Here is a 15232-nt window from a genome sequence, read left to right as displayed (position 1 = left end):
TAGGTTTGTGTAGGTAATTGTACGACATATGCCGTGAGCAGCTCACATCCGAGCACCCAGTCACAGCTATCTTCGGGCGTTCCGCTAACCATACTTGAGCATTGTTACACGGGGGATTACCGTTTCGAAATAGTAACCAAATGTCGTATACACGCATCCTCTATAATAGGAGGCCATAAGAATAATGTCGTTTGTTGGAAAGATTCATGTTGAAAAAAAATCAGATAAAAGCACTCAGTAATGGTGTTCGTCACATTTCACTGGTTAGTGCTGCCGTTTTGGCAATGCTGCCAGCCTTGGTCCACGCCGACGTACAGGAAGTGGCTGAGTCAGAATTGAAGATGACGCCCGACCTGGCTTTTGATATTCATAAAACTCTGTATTTTTTGCAGTTTGGTCACTATGCGCCCAAGACCCTGGATGACAATTACTCCGCGCGCATTTTTGAAGAGTATCTGGAAACCTTAGACCCGAACAAAGTCTTCTTCACCCAGCAGGACATCGCCGAGTTCGAGCCTTACCGGTATAAGCTCGATGACCTGCTAAAGCGCCGCGACGCGCAGGTCGCGTTCGATATATTTAAGGTCTTCCGCCACAAGATGGAAGCGCGTACTCAAAAGATTATGCAGTTGATCGAACAGGATTTCGATTACACACAGAACGACACACTCAACATCGATCGCGATAGCTACACTTGGGCGGAAAATGAAAAAGAAATCGATCAGCGTTGGGTGAAACGTATCAAGAACGACACCATGCAACAGCTGATGGCGAAAACGCCGATCAGTGAAGTCCGTGACAACCTTAAGCGTCGTTACCAACGTCAACGGGATGTGATTTTTCAACTCAAAGCCGACGAGGTGTTTGAGTGGTACATGAATTCATTCACCCGTGATCATGGCCCACACACCACCTATATGTCGCACGTGACCGCCGAAAACTTCGAAATCGGCATGTCTCTGCAATTGACGGGCATTGGTGCCGCACTGACCACGGATGAAGACTACACTGTAATCAATCGAATTCTTAAAGGCGGCCCAGCGGAAAAAAGCGGTGCGATAGAAGCCGAGGACAAAATCATCGCCGTCGGCCAAGAAGACGGCGAAATGATCAATGTGATCGGCTGGCGCTTGAATGACGTAGTACAAATGATCCGTGGCGATAAAGGCACCAAGGTAAGACTCGACATTCTGCCGAGCGACATGGCACCCGGATCACCACCGGTTCGAATAGAGCTGGTTCGCGATCTTGTGCAATTGGAAGATCAAGCTGCCAAACTCAGCGAAGTGACAATCCCGGACGGGAATCTGGAACGCAAGTACGCGGTGATTAGTATTCCATCGTTCTACTCCAATGCAGATCAGGTCGCCCGTGGCGGCGGCAAACTGGTGGCCACCACCAGCGACGTTGAGCATTTACTGCAACAGGTTAAAAAATCTGACGCCGAAGGATTGATTCTCGATTTGCGCGGGAACGGCGGAGGCTACCTCAATGAAGCGATCAGTTTGACGGGGCTTTTCATCGAACGTGGCCCGGTCGTACAGGTAGTCGGCTCACAGCCCGGCCAACGGCGAGTACACCGCGATACCGACTCTCGCATTGTCTACGATGGCCCCATGGTTGTTCTGATTGATCGTTACAGCGCATCTGCGTCAGAAATTTTCGCGGGCGCCATGCAGGATTATGGCCGAGCTCTGATCGTTGGTGAGCGGTCTTTCGGAAAAGGCACAGTGCAGTATCCGCGTGCATTGCGCGACCGCAGCACCGACCGAAAAAGTAAAATTAAATTTACCAACGCCCAGTTCTTCCGTATCAGCGGCAGCAGCACACAGCATCGCGGCGTGATTCCTGATCTGTTGTTGAATTCGGGTGAAGAAGACCCAGAATTTGGTGAGCGTTCGTACGATAACGCGCTGCCGTGGTCGCAAACCCAAGCGGCTGATTACCAAGCAGGCTCGTTCCCAACCACACTGCTCGAGACCTTAAAATCCAAACATATTATGCGAACCGAGCGTTCTCCCGCATTTACACTACTGCGCCGCAACGCCGCCCGCATTATGGAAAACAAAAAAATAAAGCAGTTGTCATTGAATATGGCCGAGCGCCAGGAAACTCGCGACCAGCAGGAGAGTCAATCGTTGCAAGACTTGAATGCCTATCGTGCGTCGCTGGGCTTGGACGCTGTCACGATGGAGACACGCAAAGACAATCCATTACCAGGTGACGATGAACACTGGAATACAGTCATCCACACTGAAGCGGCACAAATTCTGAACGATATGAACCAGTACAGCAAAGCCGTGATCACCAAGGCCAGCGACCTGCCAAGCAGCCCATAATGGCAGCAGGTGCTCGCCAGGCCCTCACGGCCTGCTTCTGGCTATCGGCCAGTGTAGTGTCCGCGCACTCTGACCATGCGCACACCACGACCACCAATACACCGCAGGTCAGCGGCAGCCAATTGACCAGTGAGCTAGCCAGGTACGCGCCACTGGTTGTGACACGCATTACCGCTGACAATGCGGCCAGCCTGATTCGACAGGGCCCGGACGCCATAGGGGGCATTGGAGACTGGTTTGTGAGCAACGGCACCTTGTGCGCCATCATTTCTGACGTTCACCACGAGAGTGAGTTTTCTACGCGTGGTGGTAGTCTGGTTGACCTCGGCTTCTGTGATCGTGAAGACGAGTATTTTGCGTCATTTCACGATCTGCTCAATGGCAGTCGACGCTTGCCGATGGATGCCCAGCGTATCGAGACTCAACTGACGGATGCCAGTGCCGTGGTCATCGTCCACAGCACCCAAGGCACGGCTAAGATGCAAACGCGTTACACCCTGTCGACGCAAGCACCCACCGAGTTGCACATTCAAAAGCAATTGCATAATGCGCCGGATCTCAAGTTCTACTCCAGTCTAAACTTTAATCTGCATTCCTTGGAACCCTTTGTGTTCAACAGCCAATACCCCGCGCGGTCAAATGGCTTTCAGAATGAAGACTTTGTGGAGCGGGGGCAAAGTGCAATCCCCGAGGCGGCACGCGATGCCGACATGATCATCACGCCCAGCCCACCTGATGCCGTACAGAGCATCAGCTATGGTTGGCGAATGGTGAAAGCCGAGCGGGTTGATGGCGAAGACCGCTATTCGGTACCTTTTTTCATGCTCGCAGACGACTCATCCAATGCAATGCTGGTACTCAGCGACACCTTTTACATCGGCGATGGCTCCCAAATCGGCTGGCTACAATTGCCGCAGTTGTTGCTGCTAGACCTAGGCGAGGACATACTTGAGACAGAAGAAATCGTCTACGTTGGCCGACACGGCGACGTCGCCTCAATCACTGACCAGTTGTTCAGCGATGCCGCAACGTTGAGCGGAGAGGTCAGCGAACCCGATGTTGCGATTCACGTGCGCGATGCACGTGGCAACCCGATAACCCACGTCCGCCCACAAGCCAACGGTGAATTTTCGCTCCGGCTCCCCACTGGTCAGTATCTACTGGACGTGGTTGCCAGCGCCGGTCGCCGACTGCAGAAAACGGTGAATGTGGCGCAAGGCGATCAATTTATTCCGATGTTGGTGCTGCCGCCGGCCCCACGATTGCGGCTGCCTCAAGGGCATCCTATGCGCCTCGTATTTAAGGGCCTAAACGGCACGCCTGATCCGAATTTCACCGACACTTACACCGGCTTCTCAGTACGCAACGGTGACCAGAACCACACGGCAACGCCTGTGTCGCAAGTATTTCTAGCCGGGGTCGATAGCGACCCAAATTATATTGAACTTGCACCTGGCGATTATCGAGTATACGCGGTTCACGGCTTAGAACATTCGCTTGAATCAGTGAACATCTCGGTGCGAGCCGAAAGCACAACGGACCTAATTGTTCCCATTCCAAAACGTCAGCTGAAGACCCCAGGCTACATCGCTGCCGATCTGCATGTTCACTCTGGTGCCAGTTATGATAATGCTTTTGCAGAAACGGAGCGCGTACGCACTTTCGTGGCTGAAAATGGTGAGGTTATGGTGTCCAGTGAGCACGACATTCCCGTTGATTTTCAACCCAAGATCGAGGCCTTGGGTGTCGCAAATAGGATAACCGCCATCGCCGCAGCAGAGATAACCAGCCTATTGCCGACCGCTCTGAACCCCTATACCGGCGGACATGCTAATTTTTTCCCTTATACGCCCGACCCGTTAGCGTATCGGCGCGGCATGATTAACCATGAAAATCGACGTTGGCGCGAGATCATCCACGATGTTAAACAGCGCGAACCCGAGGTGGTCGTGCAATTGAATCACCCACGATTGGATATGCGTTTAAGCGGCGACACCCTACCTTCTAACTGGTCTGAGATTGTCGATCATGGCCAGTTTCTCGATCACATGGGCAGTGCTGGACATCCGTATAATCCGCATCAGCCACTCCACAGCTCCCCGAATAACCTGCTGATCGAAACCGACAAGAACACCGGCTTGAGTGACCTTAGCTTTGATTTGATTGAAGTCATTAATCCCGGTGGTGAGCATTATCAAGAGCGTATTCAGGCCATTCGACAGGACTGGCTGTCTTTCGTAAAACAGGGCTATCGCCTTGTTGGCACTGCGAACAGTGATTCACATGGCAGTGACGTGCAAGTCGCTGTTCCCAGAACCATGGTAAAGATCAGCGATGATCGCGTACCCCACTTCAATCAGTCTGAATTCCTCAAGTCCCTCAAACGGGGAGACGCCTACGGCACTACCGGGCCAATGTTAGAAGTTAAACTCAATGGCGTGAGCATGGGAGGCACCGTGCAGGCTGAGCGGGCGCAACTTGATGTCACTATCCAATCGGTGGACTGGATTCCTCTCAACCAAGTGCGATTGCAGGTCAATGGGGTCACCATTGAGGAATATGATCTCACGCCCGGCAAGACAGAACATAAATTGCTAATACCCATGGAGTTTGACCAAGATGCGTTTGTCACGCTGGAAGCTAGCGGTGAACCAACTCCGGCGTACCTCGACGTCTATCCCGGTCTGACGCCTTACGCGTTTAGCAACCCCATCTATGTGGATGTCAACGCCGATGGTGTCTGGACACCACCAGGCCTCTAACGCGCTACTCTCGATGCATTAAACTTAGGCAGAGCATACCGAGCACCATAATCCCACTAACCACAAACAAGGCTAGATTAAAGCTGCCACTCTGTTCGGCAATCACACCCGCCATAATTGGCGAGATGATTTGCGCAATACAGTAGCCCAGCGTTAGCTGCGCCATCACCTGCGTAGCACGGTAACGATACTTATTACCGATGATAGTCAAGGTCAATGAAACAATCCCCATAAACGCGAAACCAAAGCTCAAGGAGCTGATCACAATAGCCGCGTAGGAGACTGACGCAGTCATCAAGAAGTTACTCGCAATATTGACCGCAAAGGCCGCACGAATCGCATTGAGATACCCGACCTTACGCGCGATTCGATCCCACACAAATGGCGCTGGTGCTGCCGCCAGTCCGACAAACAACCACATAAGCGTGCCTTGATTCTCCAACGGAATGTATTCGGTAATCAGCGAAGTAAACGTGATATTGACAGTGTTACTAAATCCGGCACAGACGTAAGCGATGGTCAGTAACGTCAACCAACGCTTGGATGGTTCTTCCGTACGATTGATGCGCGCCGACTCTTCTATTTGTTCCGATGCCGGAAACGGCATCAACAAGAACGCGGGCACTAACAGTAAAGCACCCACACCCGCTAGTGCCAGCCACTGACCACGCCAGCCCAAACCACCAAATAGACTGTTGGCGGCAAAATCGACCACGATCGCACCCACCACAATCCCAGTCCCAACACCCGCGAAGTGCAGACCCATCTCCTGCTTCTGGTTATTGTGCAACAACCATTTCAACACGAGACCGGTTCCGAGCATGAAACCCAACGCGGTCGAAATACCGGCGAAGAATCGACTCAGATACCACACCAGGCGATGGTCGTGAAACGCCATAATCGCCGTGGTAAAAACCGCAATAAACAAACCATAGCGAAAAAAGTAATCCTTCAAGCGCAGGTCCCGCATTAACCAAACCATAAACAACCCAACCAGATAGCCAATATAGCTCCACCCAGCCAACCAGCCTGCCAGGCCTTCGGACATCCCAGTTTGGTCTTGCATATACGGAATCATTGGGGTAAATGCGTAACGTGCGATCCCCATTGTTAACACCAGAGCACAAACCCCAGCGAACATAACGGAGTAGCGATTCGGTCGATAATATTGTTTGATAAACACCATGACTGTTAACCTTGGCTCAGAAGTTCGGATAATTGTGTATAAAGTTCATTCGGCGTAGTGCTGTGCCGCATTGCCGTGATTAGTTTTCCACGTTGATCAATCACGTAATACCGCGACGAATGCTCAACGCCGTAGTCTTCGCGTTGCGACTCAATCTCTGAAATATTGTAGTAAGCGCCATATTGCTCGGTGACCTGATCGATGCTCTGCGTCGTGCCGGTTAAACCGATCACATTCGGATGGTAAAACCGCGCATGCTCGGCCAACGCATCGACGCTGTCACGTGCGGGGTCAACGCTGATCAACAAAGCTTGTGTCGACGCCAACTGGTCTTCGGACAAACGGTTTAGCGCGGTACTGATCACACCCATTGAGTTAGGACAGACCTCGGGGCAGCTCAAAAACCCAAAATACATAACCACCACTTTGCCGTGGAAATCACGGAGGGACACTGGGCCCTCAGTCGACTGCAATGTGAAATCACCGCCCAGATCGGCGAATGAACGCTTGGGGTTATCAAAGTCCGCGTCCACGGTTAGAAAGAACAAACCGACCACCACGCCCAGCGCCAGAAAAACGCCGATGACTGTTAGCTTGATGGCGCGCTGTGAAACCTGCCCTTGCCCGCTCATGCTTAATGACCCATCAACATATTGTGATTCAAGTGCTGCATGATCCAAATCGAGCCAAGAACAACGATCGCCACAATCAGCACAATGAAGACCCCCGACGTCGTATTCCACAACTGATCGGAGTCGCCATTCATATGCAGAAAGAACACGAGCTGCACGAATACCTGTGCAATTGCGCACAGCAGGATAATTGCCAGTGTCAGACCATTGCTGAATGATCCGGACATCACCAGTGCAAATGGAATTGCGGTCAGCACAATGGACCAGATGAGGCCCCACACATATTCTTTAACGCTGCCGTGGGCCGCACCACCGTGAGTTTGCGTCGCCATTACATTACCCCCATCAAATAAACCATACTGAATACACAGATCCAGATAATATCGAGAAAGTGCCAAAACAAACTGAGACACGACAAACGCGTGTGATTCTCGGCGGTGATACCATCTTTCAAAATATGAATTACCAGGATGACCATCCAGAACATCCCGGCGAACACGTGTAGACCGTGCGTGCCCACCAAAGCGTAGAAAGCTGACCAGTAGGCGCTGGAAGTCGGACCAGCACCTTCGTGCGAAAAGTGATAGAACTCATACAATTCCATACTTAAGAAGCCACCACCCAAGGCAAACGTAATCCCCAGCCACAGCAATAACTGCGTCATATTCTTTTGCTGTGCGCCCAACATGGCCATGCCAAAGGTGAAACTACTGAATAGCAAGAGCCCGGTTTCCACCGCCACAAAATTCAAGTCGAATAAATCAGCTGGTGTGAGTCCACCTGCGAAGCTACCGCTCAGTACCGCATAGGTCGCAAACAGGGTTGCGAACAGAATGCAGTCACTCATGATGTAAATCCAGAAGCCAAGCAAGGTATCACCCGCGTAATCGTGGTGGTGTTCCTCACTCACAAAGCCTGTGTAGCCCGCCTCGTGTTGTATTTCTATCGTCGACATAACTAACCCCTATGCTGGCATTGACAGTGGCACACCCGGCTCGGTTTCAGTTTCCTCACCTTGTGTATCACTTTTCGATGTGTGTTTTATGCGCGCGTAGTACGCGTTCTCGATGGCTTTCACCTCGTCTACCTCAACGTAGTAATCCTTGTTTTTCTGGAAGGTATAGACGATGAAGCTACCGAACATGGCCAGGGTGCTTACAATTGCCAGCCACCATACGTGCCAGATCATGGCGAAGCCCATGATGCCGGACAACACAGCAATCACGATGCCCGCCCACGTATTCTTCGGCATATGAATCCGCTGGTAGTCTGCTGGCTGCTTAAAGGCCAAGTCGTGGTCCTTCATATATTGGAATTGATCGCGATCCACCACCTGAGGTGTGCGCGCAAAATTGTAAAACGGTGGTGGCGATGACGTCGCCCACTCCAGCGTTCGCCCGCCCCAAGGATCACCGGTGACATCGAGGTTTTGCTTACGATCACGGATACTGGCAAAAATTTGATAGAACTGCACACAGATTGCCACCAAGATCACCAGCGCGCCGACACCGGCCACCAATAGCCAGTCATTCCAGACTGGGTTGTCGTAATAATTCAAACGGCGTGTCATGCCCATAAAACCCAATACGTACAACGGCATGAATGCCAAGAAGAAACCGATGGTCCAGAGCGCTGCCGCCCACTTACCAAGCGTCTCGTTAAGTTTGAAACCCGTTGCCTTCGGAAACCAGTAAGTGAGTCCAGCAAAGTAGCCAAATAACGCACCGCCAATAATCACATTGTGAAAGTGCGCCACCAAAAACAGACTGTTGTGCAACACAAAGTTGGCCGCCGGGATCGCCAGCATCACACCAGTCATCCCCCCAATCGTAAAGGTAATCAGGAATGCGCAGGTCCACCACATTGGCGAGTCAAAGGTGACCCGACCTTTGTACATGGTGAACAACCAGTTGAAAATTTTCACCCCGGTCGGTATCGAAATAACCATCGTAGCGATACCAAAGAAGGCGTTCACACTAGCACCAGCCCCCATCGTAAAGAAGTGATGCAACCACACAATGAATGACAGGAACATGATGCAGGCCGTTGCCCACACTAACGAGGTGTACCCAAACAACCGCTTGCGTGAAAAAGTGGCCGTCACCTCTGAGAATATGCCGAACGCCGGCAAAATCAGAATATACACTTCAGGGTGTCCCCAGGCCCAAATCAGATTGACGTACATCATCTGATTCCCGCCCAACTCATTGGTAAAAAAGTTGGTTCCAATATACCGATCCAAGGTCAACAAGGTGATGGTCACGGTCAGAATTGGAAACGCCAGAATGATCAACACGTTGGCGCACAAAGAGGTCCAGGTAAATACTGGCATCTTCATCAGGCTCATGCCCGGCGCCCGCATGCGAATGATGGTCACGAAGAAGTTAACGCCGCTCAGTAACGTTCCGACCCCGGATATCTGCAATGCCCACAGCCAATAATCCACGCCGACCCAAGGGCTGTATTCAAGCCCGGATAACGGCGGATACGCTAACCAGCCGGTGGCCGCAAACTCGCCCACCACCAGCGAGGCATTGACCAACATAGCCCCCACCACGAAGAGCCAGAAACTCAGAGAGTTCAAGAATGGAAAAGCGACATCACGCGCGCCAATTTGCAGCGGTACCACCAGATTCATCAAGCCCACGATCAATGGCATTGCCACAAAGAAGATCATGATCACGCCGTGCGCAGTAAAAATCTGGTCATAGTGCTCCGGCGGTAGATACCCTACTCCAGAGGATTCAGATACGGCCAAGGCTTGCTGTGAACGCATCAACAGGGCATCCGAAAAGCCGCGTATCAGCATGATAAACGCCGCAATGATGTACATAATTCCGATCTTTTTATGATCGACACTGGTCAGCCATTCATCCCACAGATAACGCAGCTTACCGTAGTACATAATGGCACCAAACACGCCGCCACCAACCATAATGACCACCAACGCCGTGGTCAGAATAATTGGGTCGTGAAACGGAATCGAGTCGAGGGTTAACTTGCCCCAGATTGGATCAGGGTTGGTCACAATAGTCGCACTATTCGCCATTTTGCTCTCCCGTGTACTTTTCAATAATTCGATTAAACATCAGCGGATTCACCGAGGAGTAGTATTCGACCGGGTGGTCTTTGCTCTTGACGCTGAGCAGTTGGTAAGCCTGCTCGCTTAAAGGGTTAGCAGCACGCTTCACTTCCGCGATCCATTGCTTGAACTCAGCTTCCGTCTTAACGTGCGCTTTGAATTTCATTCCAGAGAAACCAAACCCACTGTAATTTGCCGACAAACCTCGATACACGCCGGTTTCATCCGCAATCAGGTTCAGTTGATTCTCCATTCCGGCCATGGCGTAAATCATGCTACCGAGCTGCGGCACAAAAAATGAGTTCATGACTGTGTCCGAGGTAATCAGGAATTCCACAGGCGTATCCACCGGCAGCGCAAGTTCGTTCACAGTGGCAATTTCCTGTTCCGGATAAATGAACAGCCACTTCCAATCCAGAGCAACAACCTGAATTCGCATGGTTTGCTGCTCGGAAGCGATCGGCTGCCGCGGGTCCAGCGAGAAAGAGGTGCGATAGGTGATGATGCCCAGTACCACAATAATCACGAGCGGCACAGACCAGACCACGATCTCAACCAAATTAGAGTGCTCCCACAGTGGCCGGTAGTCCGCCTTGTCGTTGCCTGCACGGTACTTAATGGCGAACACAAAGGTCATCACGAACACCGGTATCACTACGATGAGCATGACGGCAAAAGAAAGGATAATCAGCTCCATTTGCTCTGCGGCTATCGGCCCTTTGGGATCGAAGAGCAGAAAATCGCAGGCGCTGAGTGTCAGCAACAGCCCGGCAGCGCAGGCCAACTTCAATAAGTTTCGTAACATTGGGAACCAGAACCGCTTCGAACGGCTTTATCTTATTACTGTAATTTCAGAAATTTGTGAAATTTTAAGCAAAACAATGTGTTAGGCAAGTGAAGACACATGATTTTGCGTGAATAAGATCAATATCAGCAATAACCCAGAGAAATATTCGAGGCAGGTCAGAGGGTTAGATAACGCCAATCCGTTGAGCGCTACCGGTTATTATTGCAACAAACACGCTTGCACAATGGGTGCAAAGGCCTCCGCCAACGTGTAAATCGACAACGCACCACCAAAAGCATTTTGATATTCGGGTGCATGCCGTGTCGAATTCGGGGCAAATTTTGATCGCGCGACCGCAACCGGGCTAGCGTACGAAGACAGAAAGATGGGACAAATAATGATGTTCTGCTCACTATCTTGAATCACGGATTCAAGCTCCGCTAGTTGCGCCCAGGTCACGGCATGGGTGCCGTATTGGTCATTCTCCACCGCACTGACGACCGACAGGCCCAAGAGTTCAGCAGCGTAGTACGGCATCGAATTACTGCCAAATAGCACTGCCTGTTCGGCATGCCGCTCACTCGGCGCCACGATCCTCAGCACCAACTGACGATCCGAAACATCAATGCTCGCACGCAATTGTGCCGATGCCTGTTCAGCTCTCTGCAACAGTGATTCTGCCAAAGCAGTTTTGTCGAAGAGCTTTGCTAACTCCAGAAACCGCGCGCGGGACTTTTCTGCATGTTGGTAACGTTTGCCAAAGTTTTTAAAATAGACCACCGGCGCGATGTTCGATAGCGGGCGCATCAAGGCGCGCTGAGAATACCCGATAAGGATGACGTCTGGTTGCAGTGACTTAATTCGTTTTAAATCGGGACTCAGCCGCGTGCCAACGTCTTGCGTATTCTCTGACACGTCGACGGTCGCCGCGTGTTGCTGAAAAGTGGCAATATCCGCCATGCCAATCGGCACCTCACCAAGCGCCAGCATATTTTCAGCCAGCGCCCAATTGAGGACAACTACGCGGCTTGGCGGTGACTCGAAACGGTGAATGCCATGCGAGTCAGTTATTTCGATCGCGGCGCTGACAACACTAAGACCGATACTGCAGACAATTACGCCCCCCAAGCAATGGAGTAGAAGAATTCTACGCAAACAACGTTGCATCCCGGCTCTACTCAAGTTCATCGGTTAGCGCTGCGGTGCCTTCTTTTCTACCACGCCCCAACACCTTGTCTTTAAAAGCAAACACACCAGCAACCGTTGAGCCCATTTTCATCATCTTACCTAGGTCCGATGTGCTCAAAGCCACCAATTCGTCGACCATTTTTGACACGCTGTCGATCAGCTCATAAATCTCGATCATACGATCCTGCGCATACTTACCTTCATCCGACGCTGGCTCACGCATGATTTCATCGCGCAACATGGTCAGCGTTGGGGCAACTTCTCGCTTATGCCGCTCTTCCAACACAATACGCGCCACTTCGATAATGTCATCCAGTGTGCTGTAGTATTCCTTACGATCACCGGGGTAATGCGTCAGCTTCAATAAGCGCCAAGACTGTAATTCCTTGAGCCCCATGCTGACATTTGAACGCGAGATGCTGAGCATTTCGGCTATTTCGTCCGCATTCAGTGGTCGACTGTAGACCATTAGCAAGGCATACATCTGACCGACAGTTCGATTAAATCCCCAGCGGCTACCCATCTCGCCGAAGTGCGCCACAAAGGTTTCGATTTTGGTTGACAGTTTCATACTGGCAATACCCCAGTTATTTCGACTGTCCGCAGTCTACCCGTTTCTGTGTGAACGACACAAGCGGGGCGCATATAGAGCGCCCGGGAGGACATCGCTGTGGAATCGAGATCAAGCCGATCAGAATGACGTCGGCGAGCAGCATCCAAGCCGCTAAGGAAGATTCCTAACTAGTAGGAACTAGAAAGGCTAAACAAAACGACCGCGACGGAGCCGCCAGCGGTCGTTTTGAATTTAATTTAATTAGATTTGCTACGTTGGTAAGTTTTATCGGGTGTCGATTGCCCTTCGCCCATCACTTGCATCCAGTGCTTATGTTGTACGACGCGCTTTTGCTTACCATCCATCTGCGCGGTCGCAACTTTCGCTGCTTCAATCGACACTCGGTCACTTTCGTTTCCAAGAAGTTTGTTCGTGCTTGCCACGTGTATCACCCATACCAGCCGGCGGTATACCAGCATATAAAGTTTTCTCGAATGGACGTTATCCACACACACAAATAATAACGTCATCCCTCAGTATTACTTTAGAGCATGGCTGATTTTTTTCCCAGCAAAGAGTGCCGCACGATCAGCTGTAATTTAATGATATTTCGAAATATTCTGCGCATCCGCCAATCTGGAACGAGCTTCACTGACACTCGAAAACAAGCCCCCCAACAGCTTCTCCTGGATGCCCTTTTTGGTCTCCATCTTCAGCTCAAAAATATCAAACTGATCCAATGCGTTAATCAGATAATCATCGCTGGTGATTAATTCGTCTACTAGGTTTAACTCTAACGCCTGTGTGCCATACCAGTGCTCACCTGTGGCCACCTTGTCCATATCCAGGTTCTCACGGTGACGTTGGACAAACTCACGAAACAGGTGATGCGTGTCTTGTAGCTCCTGCTTCAGTTTTTCTCGCTCCTTGTCGCTATTCTTGCCAAACATTGTGACCGTACGCTTGTATTCGCCTGCAGTATGTTGTTCGAAATCAATACCTGCTTTGTCCAACATACGATTGAAGTTGGGTAGTTGAGCCAATACGCCAATGGACCCCAGAATCGCAAAAGGAGCTGACACAATTTTATCTGCGACGCACGCCATCATGTAGCCGCCACTGGCAGCCACTTTATCGACTGACACAGTAAAACCCAATTTTGCGTCCTTGATGCGTTGCAATTGCGACGCAGCCAATCCATGTTCGTGCACCACACCACCGGAATTATCCAACTTAAGCAGGACCTGATCTTCCGGCTTAGCGATGCTCAACATTGCCGTAATCTCATCTCTGAGCGTCTCGACCTGAGAAGCCCGGATGTCACCTTCAAACTCTAATACAAACAACTTCGGCTTTGCCTCGCCTTTTCCGGCCTGTGCCTTTTTGGCCGCTTTGGCTTCATCCTTCAAATGCTGTTTAAAGTGCTTTTTATCTAATACCGCAGACAACACAGCATTTTTAAGTTGTTGATACTTTTCGTTCAGATTGGTCACTTTGAGCTCAGAGCTATCTTCCTTTTTATTACGAGCGCCGGCAACGATGGCCACAGCAAACATCAAAGCAATCAAACCAGTAACGACCTTTGCGACAAACATTCCGTATGAGAGCAAAAATTCAGACATAAGAATCTACACAATTTAGAATTTCAAGAGTTCGACATTATACCGACCTAATCGCGGCACACTAGCGCGAATCAGCCCATTACTTGACTTTTGATTGCCTTCATCTATATTTGACGGAAGCTGTATCCTGAGCACAATTGCTACGGGTCTACACCAACCAATCTTGAGCCCCGTGCTCAAGCCAATGGGAGAAATCTTAGATGGCCACAAAGAAAACAAAAAAGAAAGCCAAGAAGGTAGTTGCCGCAGAGGAAACCAAGGCTGTTAAAAAGAGCAGCAAGAAAGTAGCCAAAAAGGCTGCTAAGAAAAAGGCTGCTAAAAAGGTAGCCAAAAAAGCATCCAAGAAAAAGGCTGCTAAAAAGGTCACCAAAAAAGCACCCAAGAAAAAGGCTGCTAAAAAGGTCACCAAAAAGGCTTCTAAGAAAAAGGCTGCTAAAAAGGTAGCCAAAAAAGCATCCAAGAAAAAGGCTGCTAAAAAGGTAGCCAAAAAAGCATCCAAGAAAAAGGCTACTAAAAAGGTCACCAAAAAAGCATCCAAGAAAAAGGCTGCTAAAAAGGTCACCAAAAAAGCACCCAAGAAAAAGGCTGCTAAAAAGGTCACCAAAAAAGCACCCAAGAAAAAGGCTGCTAAAAAGGTCACCAAAAAAGCTTCTAAGAAAAAGGCTGCTAAAAAGGTCACCAAAAAAGCATCCAAGAAAAAGGCTACTAAAAAGGTCACCAAAAAGGCTTCTAAGAAAAAGGCTGCTAAAAAGGTCACCAAAAAGGCTTCTAAGAAAAAGGCTGCTAAAAAGGTAGCCAAAAAAGCATCCAAGAAAAAGGCTGCTAAAAAGGTCACCAAAAAAGCTTCTAAGAAAAAGGCTGCCAAAAAGGTCACTAAAAAAGCATCCAAGAAAAAGGCTACTAAAAAGGTCACCAAAAAGGCCTCTAAGAAAAAACTCGGCAAAAAAGCTGGGCTGACAATCCCGAGGCCGTTTTAGGTTTTAAACGATTCTTTGAAAAAGCCACCTTTACGGTGGCTTTTTTCGTTGTTCCCCCGGCCGTTTCGTAACGCGACTATGAGACAAGCTGTGGTACGATTACG

13 protein-coding genes are annotated in these 15232 nt (G+C 50.2%); 3 read left to right on the top strand and 10 right to left on the bottom strand.

The annotated features are described in order from the left end of the window. The first annotated feature begins 206 nt into the window (after positions 1–206). Positions 207–2339: a carboxy terminal-processing peptidase gene (locus tag IE055_RS10805; protein WP_189400733.1), complete on the top strand. Its 2133-nt coding sequence runs from the start codon at positions 207–209 to the stop codon at positions 2337–2339. Further along, a complete protein-coding gene (locus IE055_RS10800; RefSeq protein ID WP_189400731.1) occupies positions 2339–5101 on the top strand; it encodes a CehA/McbA family metallohydrolase in 2763 nt (920 codons plus the stop codon). Before IE055_RS10805 ends, IE055_RS10800 begins: the two co-directional genes overlap by 1 nt. Positions 5102–5105: 4 nt before the next feature. Here the strand turns inward: IE055_RS10800 and IE055_RS10795 are convergent, their stop codons facing one another. The 10 genes from IE055_RS10795 to sohB all read right to left on the bottom strand — a co-directional run bounded on the left by IE055_RS10795 (position 5106) and on the right by sohB (position 14151). Beyond that, on the bottom strand, positions 5106–6287 hold the full coding sequence (locus IE055_RS10795; RefSeq protein WP_189400730.1) for a YbfB/YjiJ family MFS transporter: 1182 nt from the start codon (positions 6285–6287) through the stop codon (positions 5106–5108). Between the two features lie 5 nt (positions 6288–6292). Beyond that, positions 6293–6919 (bottom strand): SCO family protein, encoded by a 627-nt coding sequence (locus IE055_RS10790; protein ID WP_189400728.1) that lies wholly within the window; start codon positions 6917–6919, stop codon positions 6293–6295. Between the two features lie 2 nt (positions 6920–6921). Further along, the gene (gene cyoD, locus IE055_RS10785) at positions 6922–7251 is read right to left on the bottom strand and encodes a cytochrome o ubiquinol oxidase subunit IV (protein WP_189400727.1); all 330 of its coding nucleotides are present in this window, start codon (positions 7249–7251) and stop codon (positions 6922–6924) included. Beyond that, entirely contained in the window at positions 7251–7874 is a 624-nt protein-coding gene (gene cyoC, locus IE055_RS10780; RefSeq protein WP_189400725.1) for a cytochrome o ubiquinol oxidase subunit III, read from the bottom strand. Before cyoC ends, cyoD begins: the two co-directional genes overlap by 1 nt. A 9-nt stretch (positions 7875–7883) precedes the next feature. Continuing rightward, on the bottom strand, positions 7884–9968 hold the full coding sequence (gene cyoB, locus IE055_RS10775) for a cytochrome o ubiquinol oxidase subunit I (RefSeq protein WP_189400723.1): 2085 nt from the start codon (positions 9966–9968) through the stop codon (positions 7884–7886). Next, complete coding sequence (gene cyoA / locus IE055_RS10770; protein ID WP_189400721.1) at positions 9958–10806, bottom strand: ubiquinol oxidase subunit II; 849 nt, start codon at positions 10804–10806, stop codon at positions 9958–9960. The genes cyoB and cyoA overlap by 11 nt, the downstream gene beginning before the upstream one ends. A gap of 201 nt (positions 10807–11007) precedes the next feature. After that, positions 11008–11943 carry an ABC transporter substrate-binding protein gene (locus IE055_RS10765; RefSeq protein ID WP_189400719.1) on the bottom strand — a complete coding sequence of 312 codons (936 nt, stop codon included), beginning with the start codon at positions 11941–11943 and terminating at the stop codon, positions 11008–11010. 19 nt (positions 11944–11962) lie between these two features. After that, positions 11963–12547 carry a GbsR/MarR family transcriptional regulator gene (locus tag IE055_RS10760; protein ID WP_189400717.1) on the bottom strand — a complete coding sequence of 195 codons (585 nt, stop codon included), beginning with the start codon at positions 12545–12547 and terminating at the stop codon, positions 11963–11965. A gap of 239 nt (positions 12548–12786) precedes the next feature. Continuing rightward, positions 12787–12972, bottom strand: coding sequence for a hypothetical protein (locus IE055_RS10755; protein WP_189400715.1), 186 nt, complete (start codon positions 12970–12972; stop codon positions 12787–12789). A 156-nt stretch (positions 12973–13128) separates the two neighbouring features. After that, positions 13129–14151 (bottom strand): protease SohB, encoded by a 1023-nt coding sequence (gene sohB / locus IE055_RS10750; protein ID WP_189400713.1) that lies wholly within the window; start codon positions 14149–14151, stop codon positions 13129–13131. Positions 14152–14351: 200 nt separating this feature from the next. Here sohB and IE055_RS10745 point away from each other — a divergent pair, with 200 nt between their 5' ends. Then, positions 14352–15128 carry a hypothetical protein gene (locus IE055_RS10745; RefSeq protein WP_189400711.1) on the top strand — a complete coding sequence of 259 codons (777 nt, stop codon included), beginning with the start codon at positions 14352–14354 and terminating at the stop codon, positions 15126–15128. Positions 15129–15232 lie beyond the last annotated feature (104 nt).

Origin of the sequence: Arenicella chitinivorans, assembly GCF_014651515.1 — a bacterium.
Taxonomy (GTDB): domain Bacteria; phylum Pseudomonadota; class Gammaproteobacteria; order Arenicellales; family Arenicellaceae; genus Arenicella; species Arenicella chitinivorans.
The sequence above is the reverse complement of the archived record's forward strand: the minus strand, read 5'-3'. Positions and strand labels throughout refer to the sequence as shown.

Excerpts from the sequence above, each read along its gene's own strand:
- IE055_RS10805 (WP_189400733.1), top strand. The coding sequence starts at position 207 with ATGTTGAAAAAAAATCAGATAAAAGCACTCAGTAATGGTGTTCGTCAC.
- IE055_RS10800 (WP_189400731.1), top strand. The coding sequence starts at position 2,339 with ATGGCAGCAGGTGCTCGCCAGGCCCTCACGGCCTGCTTCTGGCTATCG.
- IE055_RS10795 (WP_189400730.1), bottom strand. The coding sequence starts at position 6,287 with ATGGTGTTTATCAAACAATATTATCGACCGAATCGCTACTCCGTTATG.
- IE055_RS10790 (WP_189400728.1), bottom strand. The coding sequence starts at position 6,919 with ATGAGCGGGCAAGGGCAGGTTTCACAGCGCGCCATCAAGCTAACAGTC.
- cyoD (WP_189400727.1), bottom strand. The coding sequence starts at position 7,251 with ATGGCGACGCAAACTCACGGTGGTGCGGCCCACGGCAGCGTTAAAGAA.
- cyoC (WP_189400725.1), bottom strand. The coding sequence starts at position 7,874 with ATGTCGACGATAGAAATACAACACGAGGCGGGCTACACAGGCTTTGTG.
- cyoB (WP_189400723.1), bottom strand. The coding sequence starts at position 9,968 with ATGGCGAATAGTGCGACTATTGTGACCAACCCTGATCCAATCTGGGGC.
- cyoA (WP_189400721.1), bottom strand. The coding sequence starts at position 10,806 with ATGTTACGAAACTTATTGAAGTTGGCCTGCGCTGCCGGGCTGTTGCTG.
- IE055_RS10760 (WP_189400717.1), bottom strand. The coding sequence starts at position 12,547 with ATGAAACTGTCAACCAAAATCGAAACCTTTGTGGCGCACTTCGGCGAG.
- sohB (WP_189400713.1), bottom strand. The coding sequence starts at position 14,151 with ATGTCTGAATTTTTGCTCTCATACGGAATGTTTGTCGCAAAGGTCGTT.
- IE055_RS10745 (WP_189400711.1), top strand. The coding sequence starts at position 14,352 with ATGGCCACAAAGAAAACAAAAAAGAAAGCCAAGAAGGTAGTTGCCGCA.